Source organism: Enterococcus sp. DIV0901a (genome assembly GCF_051711525.1).
In the GTDB taxonomy this organism is placed as follows: Bacteria; Bacillota; Bacilli; order Lactobacillales; family Enterococcaceae; genus Enterococcus_B; species Enterococcus_B faecium.
In genome coordinates, this window is record NZ_JBIOMW010000001.1 from 1,981,681 (window position 1) to 1,997,988 (window position 16,308).

General features: G+C 38.7%; 16 protein-coding genes. 6 read left to right on the forward strand and 10 right to left on the reverse strand.

Features of this window, described 5'->3' with window-relative positions; translation table 11 throughout:
• Positions 1-59 precede the first annotated feature (59 nt).
• From IGL70_RS09560 to IGL70_RS09575, 4 genes are all read left to right on the forward strand, one after another.
• Complete coding sequence (locus tag IGL70_RS09560) at positions 60-1,307, forward strand: SPFH domain-containing protein (protein ID WP_002294044.1); 1,248 nt, start codon at positions 60-62, stop codon at positions 1,305-1,307.
• 24 nt (positions 1,308-1,331) lie between these two features.
• Positions 1,332-2,516, forward strand: coding sequence for a hypothetical protein (locus IGL70_RS09565; protein ID WP_002298878.1), 1,185 nt, complete (start codon positions 1,332-1,334; stop codon positions 2,514-2,516).
• Complete coding sequence (locus IGL70_RS09570) at positions 2,513-3,310, forward strand: TPM domain-containing protein (protein ID WP_104856138.1); 798 nt, start codon at positions 2,513-2,515, stop codon at positions 3,308-3,310. The genes IGL70_RS09565 and IGL70_RS09570 overlap by 4 nt, the downstream gene beginning before the upstream one ends.
• 199 nt (positions 3,311-3,509) lie before the next feature.
• Positions 3,510-4,826, forward strand: a complete 1,317-nt coding sequence (locus IGL70_RS09575; protein ID WP_104770650.1) for an ISL3 family transposase — start codon at positions 3,510-3,512, stop codon at positions 4,824-4,826.
• A gap of 451 nt (positions 4,827-5,277) precedes the next feature.
• On the opposite strand, the gene IGL70_RS09580 is transcribed toward IGL70_RS09575, so the two are convergent.
• Positions 5,278-5,934, reverse strand: a complete 657-nt coding sequence (locus IGL70_RS09580) for a Crp/Fnr family transcriptional regulator (RefSeq protein ID WP_002289231.1) — start codon at positions 5,932-5,934, stop codon at positions 5,278-5,280.
• A 192-nt stretch (positions 5,935-6,126) separates the two neighbouring features.
• Here IGL70_RS09580 and IGL70_RS09585 point away from each other — a divergent pair, with 192 nt between their 5' ends.
• Together IGL70_RS09585 and IGL70_RS09590 are read left to right on the forward strand one after the other, a co-directional pair.
• A complete protein-coding gene (locus tag IGL70_RS09585) occupies positions 6,127-6,405 on the forward strand; it encodes a hypothetical protein (protein ID WP_002289230.1) in 279 nt (92 codons plus the stop codon).
• Between the two features lie 18 nt (positions 6,406-6,423).
• The gene (locus tag IGL70_RS09590) at positions 6,424-7,632 is read left to right on the forward strand and encodes an MFS transporter (RefSeq protein WP_002294047.1); all 1,209 of its coding nucleotides are present in this window, start codon (positions 6,424-6,426) and stop codon (positions 7,630-7,632) included.
• A 147-nt stretch (positions 7,633-7,779) separates the two neighbouring features.
• Here IGL70_RS09590 and IGL70_RS09595 read toward each other — a convergent pair whose 3' ends face one another.
• From IGL70_RS09595 to ddcY, 9 genes are all read right to left on the reverse strand, one after another.
• Positions 7,780-8,145: a DUF2512 family protein gene (locus IGL70_RS09595; protein WP_002289228.1), complete on the reverse strand. Its 366-nt coding sequence runs from the start codon at positions 8,143-8,145 to the stop codon at positions 7,780-7,782.
• A 146-nt stretch (positions 8,146-8,291) separates the two neighbouring features.
• Positions 8,292-9,065: a DeoR/GlpR family DNA-binding transcription regulator gene (locus IGL70_RS09600; RefSeq protein ID WP_104873899.1), complete on the reverse strand. Its 774-nt coding sequence runs from the start codon at positions 9,063-9,065 to the stop codon at positions 8,292-8,294.
• A 173-nt stretch (positions 9,066-9,238) separates the two neighbouring features.
• Complete coding sequence (locus tag IGL70_RS09605; protein ID WP_002289226.1) at positions 9,239-10,099, reverse strand: ketose-bisphosphate aldolase; 861 nt, start codon at positions 10,097-10,099, stop codon at positions 9,239-9,241.
• Positions 10,099-11,517: a PTS fructose transporter subunit IIC gene (locus IGL70_RS09610; protein ID WP_016628023.1), complete on the reverse strand. Its 1,419-nt coding sequence runs from the start codon at positions 11,515-11,517 to the stop codon at positions 10,099-10,101. Before IGL70_RS09610 ends, IGL70_RS09605 begins: the two co-directional genes overlap by 1 nt.
• 56 nt (positions 11,518-11,573) lie before the next feature.
• Complete coding sequence (locus IGL70_RS09615; RefSeq protein WP_002296225.1) at positions 11,574-12,023, reverse strand: PTS sugar transporter subunit IIA; 450 nt, start codon at positions 12,021-12,023, stop codon at positions 11,574-11,576.
• Positions 12,024-12,470: 447 nt separating this feature from the next.
• Positions 12,471-12,734 carry a type B 50S ribosomal protein L31 gene (locus tag IGL70_RS09620; protein ID WP_002290330.1) on the reverse strand — a complete coding sequence of 88 codons (264 nt, stop codon included), beginning with the start codon at positions 12,732-12,734 and terminating at the stop codon, positions 12,471-12,473.
• Between the two features lie 98 nt (positions 12,735-12,832).
• Positions 12,833-14,128: a transcription termination factor Rho gene (rho, locus tag IGL70_RS09625; RefSeq protein ID WP_002290332.1), complete on the reverse strand. Its 1,296-nt coding sequence runs from the start codon at positions 14,126-14,128 to the stop codon at positions 12,833-12,835.
• A complete protein-coding gene (locus IGL70_RS09630; RefSeq protein WP_002299679.1) occupies positions 14,125-15,396 on the reverse strand; it encodes a UDP-N-acetylglucosamine 1-carboxyvinyltransferase in 1,272 nt (423 codons plus the stop codon). The genes rho and IGL70_RS09630 overlap by 4 nt, the downstream gene beginning before the upstream one ends.
• Before the next feature lie 152 nt (positions 15,397-15,548).
• Entirely contained in the window at positions 15,549-16,211 is a 663-nt protein-coding gene (gene ddcY, locus IGL70_RS09635) for a D-alanyl-D-alanine carboxypeptidase DdcY (RefSeq protein ID WP_002301484.1), read from the reverse strand.
• Positions 16,212-16,308 lie beyond the last annotated feature (97 nt).

Here is a 16,308-nt window from a genome sequence, read left to right on the forward strand (position 1 = left end):
TGGTATAATAAATAAACAATAATTGTTTGGCATTAGCTGAATCAGAGGAGGAATTTTTTATGGGTCTTATCAAAGCAGCAACAAGTATGGTCGGCGGCGGTCTGGCAGATCAATGGCTAGAAGTCATCGAACCAGACAATATGAGTGATACAACGGTTATGACGAAAGGTGTCAAAGTTCGCAAGGATGACAAACGTGGCTCAAATCGTAAAGGAACAGAAGATGTTTTGACAGACGGAACAGTCGTCCATGTCTACCCAAACATGATGATGCTTTTGGTCGATGGTGGAAAAATCATCGATTATACCGCTGAGGAAGGTTATTACACCATTAAAAATGACGCAGCTCCTTCCATGTTCAACGGAACACTGAAAGAAGCAATTGCTGAAACTTTTGACCGATTTAAATTTGGCGGCGTCACACCGCAGAAACAACAAGTTTTTTATATCAATCTCCAAGAAATAAAGGGAATCAAATTCGGTACAAGCGCGCCGTTGAACTACTTTGACAATTTCTATAACGCAGAATTATTCTTACGGGCACATGGCACTTATTCTATTCATGTCGTTGACCCGATTTTATTTTATACAAACGCAATCCCTAAAAACAAAACACAAGTGGAAATCAATGATATCAATGAGCAGTATTTAGCTGAATTCCTAACAGCGCTGCAATCAGCAATCAATCAGATGTCTGCAGATGGTCAACGGATTTCTTATGTACCATCTAAGAGTTTGGAATTAAGCAAATACATGGATACTGCATTGGATGATTCTTGGCGTGAATTACGTGGGATGGAGATTGTTTCTGTGGCTGTAGCCAGCATTTCTTACACCGATGATTCTGTGAAACTGATCAATATGCGTAACGAAGGGGCGATGCTAGGTGATCCTAGCGTACGTGAAGGATACGTGCAAGGTTCCATTGCACGTGGTATGGAAGCAGCCGGAAAAAATGAAGCAGGAGCAATGACCGGCTTTATGGGTGTAGGTATGGGAATGAATGCAAATGGTTCTTATCTTTCTCAAGCAGCTCAAAATAACCAAGAACAAATCAAACAACAAGCAGAAAAACAAAATCAACAAACTGCACAAGGAAATGCGGATACTTGGACATGTCCAGTTTGCGGGACAGAAAATTCCGGAAAATTCTGTTCCAACTGCGGAGCTGCCAAACCTGTAGAAAACGTTCAGCCTAAGCTACAAATGCGATGCAGTGAATGCAATGAGATCGTGGATCTTTCCAACGGCATCCCTAAATTCTGTCCAAACTGTGGTAAACCGTTTAAAGGAATCCCCGTTGATTAATTTATTTAGAAAGGTGTGCAGCTGATGGATGTTCTTACACATAAATGTCCTAATTGCGGCGGTCCGTTGACTTTTGATCCCAAAGACCAAAAATTTCATTGCGAATACTGCCTGAATATCTATACAGAAGAAGAAGTCAGCCAATATGAGCAAAAGCAAAAAGAAGCGCGTATGGCTGGCGAAGAAAGCAAAGAAGAACCTTCACCTACCGAAGATTTTACTTTTACAGCCCAAGAACAGCTTGCCGATATGAATGAAGCCGAGCGCAAAGCGGTTGACGAGGCAGGCGGTTTTTCAGATACAGCAGACGAATCTGCAGATAATACCGCAGCGATGGATCTTTTTCTTTGTCCCAACTGTGGTGCAGAGATCGTGACTGATGCGACAACTGCTGCGACTTATTGTTACTACTGCCATAATCCCGTCGTACTATCGGGACGTTTAAGCGGAGAATTCTTGCCAAATAAAGTACTTCCTTTTGCTGTCGAGAAAGAAGAAGCAATCAACAGATTTCTCGCTTGGACCAAGAAAAAATGGTTTGTTCCCAAAGCTTTTTTCAATAAGGATCAAATCGATAAGTTGACAGGTGTGTATTTCCCTTATTGGGCTACAGATGCTGAAGTAGATGGTGCCATGCAGGCGAATGGTACAGTTATCCGCATATGGCGGATAGGTGACATCGAATACACAGAAACGAAGCAATTTGCTGTTTCAAGAGCAGGCAAGCTTTCTTTTAAAGAACTAGTAAAAAATGCCTTATCAAAAAATACGCAACAAAAGATGGTCGAAGGCGTGCAACCTTTCCCGTTAGATAAAGCAATTGATTTTAAAAGCCAGTATTTAGCCGGGTTCCAAGCAGAAAAAAGAGATATCGAATATGAGGCAATCAAATCACAGATTCAATCTGAATTAAAAGACTATTCAGAGAAGCTGTTAAAAGATACCGCAAATGGATATACAACATTGACCGGTGTGCGAACTTCTGCTTCAATCACAAACGAAGTAAATAATTACGTATTACTGCCGGTATGGCTGGTTACTTATCGAAGCAATGACTCAAGTAAAAAAGTCTACTACTATGCAATGAATGGACAAACAGGAAAGGTCAGCGGTGTCCTGCCGATCAGCCAGAAAAAATTGGGACTGACCGCTCTTGGGATTTTCGCTGGGCTAGCGATCCTCTTTCTGATCGGAGGTTACTTGATATGATGAAAAAATTTTTTTTATTCTTTCTTTTGCTAGTAAGTGTTGGCTGGCCGGTGGCTACTCATGCAGATACAGCTACGGTAAATGATGAGGCTGGGTTATTTACAACAGATCAAATCCAATCTTTGGAACAACAGGCAGAAAAGCTGAATGAAAAAATCAAAGGACGAGTCTTGATCGTAACGACTACATCTAATTCAGAAGAACCAAGAGACTTTGCTGATAATTACTTAAGAGACGCAGTCGGAAATGATCAAAATGGCTCAGTATTGCTATTAGATATGGGACAGCGTGAAATCTACATTTCGACTTCTGGTAATATGATCGATTATTTGACTGACAGCAGAATCGATTCGATCTTAGATGATGTTTATGATCAGATGACAAATGCTGCCTATTACAATGCTGCAAAAGCTTACCTGTCTAAATCAGCAACATATGTGGAAGACGGAGTTCCAGGAGGACATTATCGTGTAGACGAAGAAACTGGCAAAATTACACGCTATAAGGTTTTGACGACAGTAGAAATCATCATTGCTGTTGTTTTGGCTCTTATCCTTAGTCTTGTCTTTTATTTTGTGACTGTTTCGCGTTATCAATTGAAATCAGGCATCTACAAATATCCATTCCGAGAAAAATCCAGTATCAAATTAACTGAAAAAACCGATCGTCTGACAAATTCTTATGTCACGACAAGAAGAATCCCCAAAAGCCCACCTCCTGGAAGCGGCGGTGGCGGAAGTACTACCCATTCTAGCGGTGGCGGGACTTTTGGCGGTGGCGGCAGAAGTTTCTAAAAATTGCTAAATGAATGTTCGCAAAAAAAGGGCTGTGACAAAAATCGTGTCACAGCCCCTTTTGTTGCGAATAAAGGTTCTATGATATTTGGTGTTGTTACTCAAATCGAGTAAGGACACCAAATATTTTTTTATAACAAAAAGACATTTGATTCCTCTATAATTAAGTCGCTGAACCACTTATAGAAGGAGAATCCAAATGTCTTTACCTAAGAATATCAAAATAAAAGATGAAAATACAGACCAAATGATCAAAGAATTGTTAAATATCAAAGATTCAAACATCGCTTTTCCCAAAGATGCGCTGACCAAAGAACGGGTCCATGGCCGAATGGCCAATGTCTTTACGGGAATATTGACTTATAAACCGCACCACTGCGAACTGTGCGGCTTTGAAACAGTGATTTATCATTCGTATAAAGAGAGCTTGATCCAGCTGATTCCTTATCAAGAAGTTCCTTCTTATCTTCGTTTATTCAAGCAGCGCTTTTATTGTAAACATTGTCGACACACATTTACAGCCAAAACTGATTATGTCGCTGAAAACTGCTATCTTTCGCAACCATTGAAATTTGCGATCGCTATTGATTTAAAGAAGAAGATCTCCATGAAAGATATTGCGGCTCGATACTTTGTATCGACCAAAACGGTCGAACGCGTACTAGACTCTTTCTTTGAAGAACCACAGTTAAAACCTGCTTACTTACCGAAACATTTGATGATTGATGAATTCAAAGGAACCAAAGATTGTGAAGGCGCGATGTGCTTTATTCTCAGTGATGCCGACACTGGAATGATTTTTGATATTTTAGATGATCGGAGAAACTTTAAATTAACCGCCTATTTCCAACGCTTCACCCTAAAAGCAAGGCAAAATGTGACTCATATCGTAATGGATATGAATGCTTCTTATCACGTAGTGACACGAGCTCTTTTTCCGAATGCCTGTGTATCGATCGACCGGTTCCACATAGTCCAACAATTGACTCGTGCCTTCAATAAGCAACGAATCCAAACCATGAACCAGTTAAAGAAAAACAATCCTAAAGCAATGAAAGATTATCGTAAATTAAAAAAATACTGGCGAACGATCTTGAAGAAAGAAACAAAAATCAACTATACTTCTCTTCGACAATTTCCGCTTTTCCAACGGAAATACGTGACCGAATCAGAGGTCCTAGACTATCTGCTCTCAATCGATAAGCACTTACGTGAAAGTTATGAAGTCTATCAGGAATTGTTGGCTGCTTTGGAAACAAAAGATTTTACTGCCTTCTTCGAGTTGATCGACACATTACCAGTATCATTGGATAAAGGATTTAAAAAAGCGATTCTTTCGTTAAACAAATATAAAAAAGGCATCATCAATGCTTTGAAATATCCCTATTCTAACGGCAAATTGGAAGGGAAAAACAATTTAATCAAGGTCATTAAACGCATCGCGTTTGGCTTTCGGACGTTTCGACATCTGCGTATGCGAGTCTTGATCCAACAAAATCTCTGTGAGATTATTTAATAACAAAAAAAAGAGGAAACGCCGAAACGTTTCCTCAAGGTGATTTAATTAAAACAACACCATTTGACAATGAGCCCGAATAAACGGCGTTCAAAAGCTTACATCTACGGTGATAAGTCCAGCCAAGTTAAAAACATAAGAAACTGTTTTTACTTGGCTCTTCTTATTACTTGATGCAGAACAGCTTTTTCACAACCTCTTCCTTAAACGGTGTTCTCCTACCAACTCCTCGGTCACAAGTCACAATATTCATCAAACATGAAAAGCTGTTTTTTGAAATTGTTCCTTGTGACTCAGAGTTAAACGGCAGGCTCACAACCTCTTGGTAAACGGTGTTCAATCAGCTGACCCTCAGTATTAGCTCAAAAAACGGCAAAATATGAGGAACTATTTTTCCGTTTGTTTCTCTAATACTCAGGTCAAAACGCTGATTTCACAACCTCTTTGTTCATCAAAAGATAATATTGTCTTCTAACAAGTCCATATTCAAAATAACGATATGATGGTCTTTAACGGTGATAATACCATCTTTTTTCAGTTGTTTTAAAATTCTGTTCACACTGCTAGCAGTTGAGATGCCACAAAATTTGGCGATTTCTTCATTCGTGATCGAAAAATCGATCAGCATCCCTTCTTCTGTCCGCACACCGAATAAATCATATAATTCGTAAAGTTGCGTACAAACAGCTCCCAGCTTTCCGTTTAATAGCATTTGCTGCATTTTTTTCATCGAATAAAGCAGACGATAGCGGTAATACTCTTTTACATAGTGTTGTAGCTTTGGGTCTTGGTTGATATTTTGCCAAAAGCGCACACGATTGATTCGATAAAACTCTGCATATTCTGATTCAACTCGAATATTATACGGCGAATCGATGAATTGTGAATATTCGTCTTTTAAAAGAGAGACGATTTCAAGATCTTTGATATAGCGAAGGTTAAATTCTCTCCCATCATTTGAAATAACACTTGCTTTTACCGTTCCCTCTTTCAAGATATACGTATGGGAATCTTCCATCCCTTCGAATGTCAAATATTTATGATATCCTTTGCGTATAATCGGAAAATCATTTTTATCCAAATATTCCTTTAAGACTCTACTATCCAATGATGCTCCCCCATCCAAACTTTCATCTAAAAAGATCATACAGTACTTTAAAACTTTTTAAAGTCCAAAGGTATTTTACTAATGATATTAACATTTGTTAAGTACCTTTTTCCATCACTTATGCGATTTTTTTCCTTTTTTTTATTCGTTATACTGCAGAAGTAAAATTTTTTAAGAATAGAGGGAAAAAACATGAATTACTGGATGAACACAATCATTAATCGATTAGAAACAGCATATCAAACAAGATTTGATATGAAAGCTTCTTTAGTCTTTTTAAATGATGCGTATCAAAACTCGATCGAATTGATCAAAGCAGTGGATGAGAATCCAACAAACGAATGCGAAGAATTTTTAAATCTGTTTATGTCTACAAGAGATTTATTTATTCGCCAACTTGTTGATCGCTATCCATCCAATTATCACGATGTAGAAGTTCAAATACAAAAATTAAAAGCATATTCAGCTTAAGGGGAATGTATAACATACATGGAAAAGAAATTATTTAATAAATATTTTATTGGAATCACATTGATCAATTTTATTGTCTACCTGATTTATTATCTGTTGATGGTCATCATGGCAGTCATTGCGCAAGACACCTTACACGCCAGCTTGAGCCAAGCAGGTTTTGCTTCTGGGATCTATATCATCGGAACATTGCTGGCACGCTTATTCATGGGGAAACAGTTAGAACTATTTGGTCGGAAGTTTACCTTAAGAGGCGGCGCGATCTTCTATCTCCTTTCAACATTAGCATATCTTTATACGCCAACTATCGGGGCATTGTATTTAGTTCGATTCTTGAATGGATTCGGCTACGGTACAGTTTCTACAGCTACAAATGCTATCGTTACTGCATATATCCCTGCATCTAAAAAAGGGGAAGGCATCAATTATTATGGATTAAGTACTAGTTTAGCTGCCGCTGTTGGGCCATTTTTAGGAATGATTTTGCTGAATATGACTGATTTTCGTTTCATTATCTGGTTTTCAATTGTACTGGTCTTCTTTGTTACGATTGCCTGCCTTGTCTTTCCTGTAAAAAATATTCCATTATCTGAAGAACAAAAAATATCTCTTCGCTCATGGAATATCAATAGTTTTATTGAAAAGAAAGCACTTTTCATTACAGGAATTGCCTTTTTGATGGGTCTTTCTTATTCAAGTGTTTTATCATTTTTATCTTCTTATACAAAAGTAATCCACTTAGTTGCTGCTGGGTCATTTTTCTTCGTCGTATATGCTTTGGTCATCACATTTACACGTCCATTGACTGGAAGGATTTTCGATGTCAAAGGAGAACAATACGTGATGTATCCTAGCTATTTATTCTTAACAGCAGGATTATTTTTACTGAGTGTAACGACGAATAGTGTGACATTGCTTATCTCTGGAGCATTAGTCGGCCTAGGTTATGGTACGTTTATGTCAAATGGACAGGCTGTTTGTTTAAAAATCGTCCGCGAACATCGAATCAGTATTGCTTTATCTACCTACTTTATTGGTTTAGACCTAGGCTTAGGCGTTGGTCCTTATTTGATGGGGATGCTAAAATCTCTTACTTCATTTAGAGGATTGTATGTGATTGCCGGAGTCATTCCATTGATATGTACAGCACTCTATCTTGTTAATGGCCGAAAACATAGTCATGAAGCAGAGGGCGAATTGATTGAATCATTGAAAAATGAAATTTGATCTTGATGAATAGATAAAAAAAACCGTTCAGATCTGAAAATGATCTGAGCGGTTTTTTGAGTAAAAATAGTTTATGATTATTCTTAATTAAACATCTATTTATTTTTAAAGCTTTCATTTATCGATAAGAATAGTTTAACTGTTGATTTATTCCATTTTCCGTTCATCTGGTACGATGCCTTGACTTAGCAACCACTTGTGGAAGAACCATTCTGCCACACCGATCAATAGAGCAGGAATCAATACTTTCATCCAAATATCGACTGTATCATTCATAAAATATAGATAGAGCCACAAGATAACTGCAGCTGAACCAGCATCTGCGATCGTCGCTGCGATGTTCCCTACTTTACGTAAGATCAACAGATCCCCTAGCACATAGATCATGACTACAATAATTACCCCAACAATCGTTGAATCCATAAAGCTAACACCGTATAAACCTGTCAGCACGACCCACAGAATCGCCCAGATCATGATTGCCTTCACTACCAACGCCTTCACATGTTTCATTTTCTGCACTCCTTTCTCCTGGATAAAAAAGTAAGATTATCTAACAAGATAACCTTTTCATTATTATACCATCGGCTAAGAGAAGCGAGCAAAGATAAGGTCCTATCTAAAAATGAGGAAGCCACTTAGAACATTCACGTAATAATTTATCCATACAGACATTCGATATGGTGTTCCTTTACTTTCGCATACTGTTCTTTTGTCAGTTCTTTACTTGTCACCAGATAATCGATTTCATGAAAAGCAATGGCTTGATGCATGAATTTATGTGCAATTTTTTGCTGTGTAACTAAAACGGCAAGCCGGTCTGATTGTTTTCTAAAAGCTTTTTTGACCATTGCCTCTCCTTCATGAGTTTCTGTTACTCCTTGGCTGAAATCTAGCCCGCGACAACTCATTATCGCTAAATCCGCATAATATGACAATGCATCGTTATAGGCTTTTGAACCGTTGATTGTTGCTCGTTTCGGAACAATTGCCCCTCCCAATACAGATACTTTTGCCGTTGTATATTCACTCAACATAGCAGCTGTGACGATGCCATTCGTAATGATCTGCAAACCATCAAATCTTGCTAGGTTTCTGACTAAGTGTAAAGAGGTTGTACTGGAATCCAAGAATAAGACCATATCATCTCGAATCAAAGAAGAAGCTGTATCTGCAATCTTACGTTTTTCTGTTTCTTCTTCTAATTTGGTGATCTTCATCAGGTAAGGCACGTCAATTTTTCGATTGTCAACAAGCATGGCGCCACCGCGAACTCTACGGATCAATCCACTTTTTTCCAGAAAAACAAGGTCACGTTTAATCGTGGCTTCGCTATAATTTACTAACTCGATCAAATCGGTGACTCTTGCAAATTGGTTGTTTTTTAGATAATTCACAATCTCCTGCTGTCTATTCTCCACTTCATTCAACATAAAATCACCCCATTTACTTTATATAGTAACAGGAAAAAAGAGGTTGTGACAGAAGTGATTGGCTTCGAGAAATAAGAAGAAATTTTTCGAAAAAACTACTTCTGAACATCGTGTGTGGTTAAGAGGGTATGACAAGACTATTGTCATACCCTCTTGACCACACATTTTTATTTTTAGTATAAACTAGCCTTGCCTACTGTGTTCAAAATTTCCATTTTATGTTTGACTACTTCTTGTACCTTTTTATTAGCTGCTGGATAAATTGCATTCGGCTCGTACATCGATGGATTTTCACTCAATATTTCTCTCAAAGCATTGAAAAAGACGCTTTTAAGATCTGAGCTCAAATTCACTTTGGCAACTCCGTATTTTACTGCTTCGCTGACTTCTGCGTCCGGATTACCTGAACCGCCATGTAAAACAAATGGAAGATCGATTTGTTGGTTCAATTCTTTCAGTAAGTCGATATTTAATTTTGGAGTTCTGTTTTTCGGATACAAGCCATGCGCTGTTCCAATTGCTACAGCAAGTGTATCGATTCCTGTTTCTTTCACAAAAATCTTCGCTTGATCAGGATCTGTATAAATGATTGTTTCAGCACCTCCTTCAGCAGAACCATTATTCCCAATCGTTCCAAGCTCAGCCTCCACTGAGACATTTACCGCATGAGCTAACGCAACCACTTTTTTCGTAATCTGTACATTGTCGTCGAATGATTTCAAAGACGCATCGATCATCACGGAAGAATAGCCGTTTCGAATCGCCCGTAAGACATCTTCTATCGTACCGCCATGATCCAAGTGGATAACGATCGGCAGTTTACTTGTATAAGCATAGGCTCTTACTGCCGCAACAAACTCATCACTTAAATAGGCGATTTCATCAGGATGAATTTCTAAGATTACTGGTGCTTCTAATCTCTCTGCTTCTTCGATGATTGCTTTCATCATATCATAGCTGCAAATATTGAAGGCTGGTACTGCAAATTGATTCTCTTTAGCCACTTTCAATAACTCTTTCATTGTATATAACATTACGCTTCCACCTCATTTGTTAGATTTTCATTTTTCGTCCACTTGTCTTGTTTTTTCTCTTTCACTGTTTTTTTCAATAGTCCAAGCATAAAAGCTGTAGTGACTGTACCTGATGCAATTGCCAAGACATACATAGGTAAATTGTTCATAACATTTGGAATTAGCATCACCCAAATCCCTCCATGAGGTGCCATTGAAGTTACTCCTGCTGCCATGGAAATCCCTGCAGCAACTGCTGAACCTGTCATCAAACTAGGTATCACGCGAATCGGGTCAGATACCGCAAACGGTATAGCACCTTCTGTAATATACGAAGCGCCTAAAATCCAGCATGATTGACCTGAAGTCCGTTCTTCTTTGGTAAATTTATGTTTGAATAATAAAGTGGCTAAAGCAATACCTAGGGGAGGTGTCATTCCTGCAGCCATACAAGCAGCAATCGGTGCATTTACTCCAGCTGACATCAAACCGATCGAGAAAGTCGAAATCGATTTATTGATCGGCCCACCCATATCAGCTGCCATCATGATCCCGATAAGTAATCCGAACAATAGCCCGGATGTATTTCCCAAGCTATTCAGCCAATTTGTCAAAGCATCCAACACCCATGTGATCGGTTGTTCAATCACAAATACCATCAAAAGCCCAATAATTAAGATCGATAAAAGGGGGACGACAATCAGCTGATAAATAGCAGAAAATTCTTTTTTTACGCTAATTTTATTTGCCAGAAAATCACAGATATACCCTGCTAGCACGCCACCAATCATTCCGCCAAGAAAACCTGAACCACCTGTAGAGGCCAGTAATCCGGCAACAATTCCTGGGGCAAAACCTGCTTTTCCAGCAATCGATGTAGCAATCCCCGCGCCTAACGCAGGAACCATCATGGCAAACGCTGTATCTCCTCCGATCCTTGAAAATGCAGCTGCTAACACATTATAGTCTGCTGAGTTGGGATCAGCCGCTGTAATCCCAAAGGCAAAACTCAGTGCGATGATGATTCCGCCTGCGATCACAAATGGAAGCATGTAATTCACACCATTCATGAAATGATTATAGATTGTCGGCTTTTTCTCATTTGCAGCTGGTTCTTTTTCATTAGACACAACGAATACGCCAATATCTCTCAATGCTTCGTCTATTACTACTTGCGGTTCTTTGATTGCTCGGCTTGTAGAGACACGCTTTACTTTTTTCCCGGCAAATCGGTCCAATTCGATTTCTTTATCTACTGCAAGAATGATTGCATCTGCCTCTTTGATTTCTTGTTCAGATAACTGATTTTCTGTTTTTACACCTTGTGTTTCGAATTTTGCTTGATGGTTTAGATTTCTTGCTGTTACTTCTAATTTTTCTGCCGACATATAAGTATGAGCAATTCCAGTCGGGCAAGCAGTTACACCAACGATTTTCATGATTATTTTCCTCCTTTTTCTTCACTATCGATACTCGGACAAAGACTCTACTATTTTCATTCTTGACTAATCTGTCTGATGATATCTGCTGGCGTAGTGGCTTCTTTTATTCCCTTTCTAAAATCTGCATTCATCAATCGTCTGGAGAGTGTGCTGAGAATCTCTAGATGCATATCTGCTGATTTTTCAGGAACTACGATGGCAAAAATATATTCAATTGGCATTTCATCTATTCCGCTATAGTCCGTTAATTTGGCTGTATGAAAAAAACACAGTGCTGGTTTTGTCACATATTTGCTTTTTGCATGGGGAATCCCAAATCCATCTTCTATTCCTGTGGAGATCTCCTCCTCTCGTTTGAATAGTGCCTTAACGACTTTTTGAACATTTCTTACCTTATTTGTTTTTTTCAACACATCCCCTATTCGCTCAAATAATGATCCTTTTGAATCTATCGATGGATCGAAAACAATCAGTTCTTCTGCGATCAATTGATCAAACCTCATAAAAAACCTCTCCCCCACAAAAAAAATGTTAACGTTTTCTTGGAACTGAGGTCAGTATAGCATCGCTAGCTGTACCGTTCAATATTATGAATGAACAGAGGAAAAAGACCCATCATCCGCGTGTATAAGTCATTAAAATGAACGATCTAGCTCACAAACAATCGCAAGTCTATAACAAAACAAAAAGCCTTCCTTGAAAGGAAAGCTTAGCTTCTAATTTTAGGTAAATGGTTTTTTACTTCGAAATAACCTTCTTTCATTTCGTTAATAAAAGGTGTCTTTATCATGTTGATAGTCAAAGCTATATACTATTTTTTTCATTGTTTTGTGCATTATGATCCTACGACTTTTTCAGCATCAAACGAAGTTTTAAATTGGCAAAAAACATAAAAAAACAGACTATCCCTATCAGATAGTCTGCTAAACGTTGAGTTATCAGCGTTTTTATTATTCCGCAGCGTTTGCGTCTTTGAGACCGTATTTTTTGTTGAAACGGTCCACACGTCCGTCTGCTTGTGTGAATTTTTGACGTCCAGTGTAGAATGGATGTGAGTCAGAAGTTACTTCGACACGGATGACTGGGTATGTATTACCGTCTTCCCATTCAACTGTTTCTTGTGAAGTTTTTGTTGAACCTGACAAGAATTTGAAACCAGTTGTTGAATCCATGAATACTACTGGGTGGTAATCTGGATGGATGTTTTCTTTCATGATTTTTTCGCTCCTTTGCCCTGCTCCATTTGCTGAACCAGAGTTGATTTGTCGATTTACAACATTAACATCTTAACATGTTTCAGTCAAGGTTGCAATTATCTTTTCAGATTTCTGGTCGGATTTTTTTTACCAAAGGAGACATCTTGAAATTCTTTGAAAAATTGCTGATTGTTTTTTGTTTTACGCAAAAAGCGGATCAGTTGTTCCGTATATTCTAATGAATCTCCAGTCATATTTTTTCGAAGTTTCCAGATTTCTTCTAATTCTTCACTTGGCATCAATAATTCTTCTTTTCGGGTACCTGATTTTTTGATATCGATGGCTGGGAAGATCCGACGTTCAGATAATTCACGTGAAAGTTGTAATTCTAGATTTCCAGTTCCTTTGAATTCTTCATAGATCACGTCATCCATACGGCTTCCTGTATCGACTAAAGCGGTCGCTAAAATCGTCAAACTGCCACCTTCTTCGATGTTTCTTGCTGCCCCGAAAAATTTCTTAGGTTTATACAATGCGGCTGGGTCAATCCCGCCACTCAATGTACGTCCGCTTGGTGGAACAACTAAGTTATAAGCTCGAGCAAGTCTAGTAATGCTATCCATCAAGATAACGACATCTCGTTTATCTTCGACTAAACGCATAGCACGCTCCAATACTAATTCAGAAACTCGAGTATGGTTTTGCGGCTGCAGATCAAATGTTGAAGATACCACGTCGCCTTTCACGCTTCGTTCTAAGTCAGTTACTTCTTCCGGTCGTTCATCAATCAGTAGAACGATTAATTCTACTTCCGGATAGTTTTCGGTGATACCATTCGCGATTTCTTTTAATACAGAAGTTTTCCCTGCTTTTGGCGGTGCGACGATCAATCCACGCTGACCAAAACCGATTGGAGAAAAGATATCGATCATTCGGGTAGATAGTCTTTGCGGTGTTGTTTCTAGTTGAAGCTGTCTTTGCGGATAAAGAGGTGTTAAGGCTGGAAAATGCGGACGTTCTTTTGCTTCTTCCGGATCTTTTCCATTAACGCTTTCCACGTGCATCAAACCATAATAACGTTCCGATTCTTTAGGTGGACGGGCTTTTCCTGCCACTTTGTCCCCATTTCTCAAACTGAATCGTCTGATTTGTGAGGCAGAAATATAGATATCTTCTGCACTTGGTCCATAATTGATTGGCCGTAAAAAACCGTAACCATCTTGACCAACGATATCCAATATTCCTTCCATATAATAAAATCCTTGTTTCTCTGCTTGTGCACGAATCACAGCTAGAGATAATTCCTTTTTGTTCATCTTACTGTAATAAGGAATTTTAAATTCTTTGGCATAACTATAAACTTCTTTTAACGTTTTGTTCTCTAGTTCTGCCATTGTCAAATAATCGCTCATTCAGCTCCCACTTCCTCTATCATTTCAATTGATGCCCCTAAGGCTGTTAGTTTCTCGATAATATGATCATAACCGCGTAAGATATAATCTACATTGTAAATCGTCGTTGTCCCTTCTGCCAATAGTCCAGCAATCACTAAACAAGCACCTGCCCGAAGATCAGAAGCCACGACTTCTGTGCCGTGAAGTTTATTTGGACCATTCACGATGATCATATTTCCTTCCACGGTAATATCAGCGCCCATTCGTGCTAGTTCCGGCACATGATTCACACGTTTCGCATAGATCGTATCGATGATTTCTGAAGTGCCTGTAGTCATCAATAGTAACGCAGTAAGTGGCTGCTGCAGATCTGTGGCAAATCCTGGATAAGGATAGGTCATGATGTTTGCGGGTTTTAATTCTTTCGAGGGGTAAACTTCGATTTCATCTTCGCTGATTTTCATATGGACACCAATTTCCTGCAATTTTGCTATAAAGCTTTCCAAATGTTCAAAGATCACATTTTTCACTTTGATACCATTTCCTACTGCAGCTGCTAATGCTAGATAGGTTCCTGCTTCGATGCGGTCAGGAATCATGAAATGCCGACAGCCATGTAATGTTTCGACTCCTTCGATACGGATCACATCTGTACCCGCTCCTCGAACTTTTGCCCCCATATTATTCAGTAAAGTTGCCACATCTATGATTTCCGGTTCTCGTGCAGCGTTTTCAATTACTGTCTGTCCTTTTGCTTTTACAGCAGCTAACATCACATTGATCGTTGCTCCGACTGAAACCACGTCCATGAAAATCCGATTGCCACGCAATCCTTTATTTTCTGTCCGTAAATACATGGCACCATGTTCATTTGTCACTTCAGCACCTAGAGCTTCAAATCCTTTGACGTGTAGATCAATCGGTCTAGGGCCTAAATAACAGCCACCTGGCAGGCCTACTACCGCTTCGCCAAATTTACCAAGCAGTGTTCCCATAAAATAATAAGAAGCACGCAAACTATTGATTTTTCCGTGCGGCATCGGAATCGATACGATTTCTCGAGGATCGATTTCTAGTATGTTGTTGGAAAAATGGACAGTTGCGCCCATGATCTCTAAAATTTCAATTAATGAATGAACATCTTGTATGTCCGGCACACCTTCCAAGATCACTGGGGAATCAGCTAAGATTGCAGCTGGAATCAATGCGACTGCACTATTTTTTGCACCGCTGATCGTTACTTCACCAGCTAAAGGTCGGTTTCCTTTGATTACGATTTTTTTCATCTGTTTCCACCTTGTTTATTAATCTTTTTTCATGGATATGCTTGTATTTTATCATAGATAAAAAAAAGAAACGAGCATGGTCTGCCGTTTAAGTAAAAAAAAAGATCCTCGACTGAAGCAGATGGATCCGAGATCTTTTCAAAGCGAGGTACTTATTCTGTTTTCCCTAAATATTCTTCCAATGTTATCCCTGCCTCGGTTATTTTTTTTGCTGCTTTTTTACCAACGTATCGATAATGCCATGGTTCGTAACCAACACCCGTAATATGCACTTTGTTTGATGGATAGCGTAAGATAAAACCATATTGATACGCGTTATCTGCTAACCATTCATACACTTCTTTGTCTGTAGAAATACTTGACTCAGCGTTGATATCTACTGCTAATCCTAATTCATGTTCACTTGTGCCTGGTGCAGCTACCCATTTTGCTGCTTCTTCTTTTGCTTTTTGATTGGAATAGCCTTTTTCTTGAAAGGCGGCAATTTTATCTTCCATGATTTTTTCTTGATCTTCTGTCGTTCGAAAACTTGAAACGATTTTCGGATAGATTCCTTCTGCTCTTGCTGCATCAAGCATCAGCTGTAAGTCAGGATATATACGCTTGTCTACTGCTTGATCGTTGGATAGCTTTTGTAACTCCACTGTGTATCCTTGAGGTATTTTATGTTTTGCATTGACTAGTAGTAGATTCCATGAATCCCGTTCTTCTCCACATACTTGGATTTTTTGTGGTGTCTTTCTAAAAAATAGACCTATACTTGCTAATAAGACGATTAATAGGATTACAGCTACTGTCTTATACGATCTTTTCATTATTCTTGTCCTCCAACTAAAAAATCTTTGCTTTTCTTAGTAAGTTTACCAAGTAAAACAAAGACAATTGTCTGTTATTTAACAAGAATCTCTTACG

Excerpts from the sequence above, each read along its gene's own strand:
- IGL70_RS09560 (WP_002294044.1), top strand. The coding sequence starts at position 60 with ATGGGTCTTATCAAAGCAGCAACAAGTATGGTCGGCGGCGGTCTGGCA.
- IGL70_RS09565 (WP_002298878.1), top strand. The coding sequence starts at position 1,332 with ATGGATGTTCTTACACATAAATGTCCTAATTGCGGCGGTCCGTTGACT.
- IGL70_RS09570 (WP_104856138.1), top strand. The coding sequence starts at position 2,513 with ATGATGAAAAAATTTTTTTTATTCTTTCTTTTGCTAGTAAGTGTTGGC.
- IGL70_RS09575 (WP_104770650.1), top strand. The coding sequence starts at position 3,510 with ATGTCTTTACCTAAGAATATCAAAATAAAAGATGAAAATACAGACCAA.
- IGL70_RS09585 (WP_002289230.1), top strand. The coding sequence starts at position 6,127 with ATGAATTACTGGATGAACACAATCATTAATCGATTAGAAACAGCATAT.
- IGL70_RS09590 (WP_002294047.1), top strand. The coding sequence starts at position 6,424 with ATGGAAAAGAAATTATTTAATAAATATTTTATTGGAATCACATTGATC.
- IGL70_RS09595 (WP_002289228.1), bottom strand. The coding sequence starts at position 8,145 with ATGAAACATGTGAAGGCGTTGGTAGTGAAGGCAATCATGATCTGGGCG.
- IGL70_RS09600 (WP_104873899.1), bottom strand. The coding sequence starts at position 9,065 with ATGTTGAATGAAGTGGAGAATAGACAGCAGGAGATTGTGAATTATCTA.
- IGL70_RS09605 (WP_002289226.1), bottom strand. The coding sequence starts at position 10,099 with ATGTTATATACAATGAAAGAGTTATTGAAAGTGGCTAAAGAGAATCAA.
- IGL70_RS09610 (WP_016628023.1), bottom strand. The coding sequence starts at position 11,517 with ATGAAAATCGTTGGTGTAACTGCTTGCCCGACTGGAATTGCTCATACT.
- IGL70_RS09615 (WP_002296225.1), bottom strand. The coding sequence starts at position 12,023 with ATGAGGTTTGATCAATTGATCGCAGAAGAACTGATTGTTTTCGATCCA.
- IGL70_RS09620 (WP_002290330.1), bottom strand. The coding sequence starts at position 12,734 with ATGAAAGAAAACATCCATCCAGATTACCACCCAGTAGTATTCATGGAT.
- rho (WP_002290332.1), bottom strand. The coding sequence starts at position 14,128 with ATGAGCGATTATTTGACAATGGCAGAACTAGAGAACAAAACGTTAAAA.
- IGL70_RS09630 (WP_002299679.1), bottom strand. The coding sequence starts at position 15,396 with ATGAAAAAAATCGTAATCAAAGGAAACCGACCTTTAGCTGGTGAAGTA.
- ddcY (WP_002301484.1), bottom strand. The coding sequence starts at position 16,211 with ATGAAAAGATCGTATAAGACAGTAGCTGTAATCCTATTAATCGTCTTA.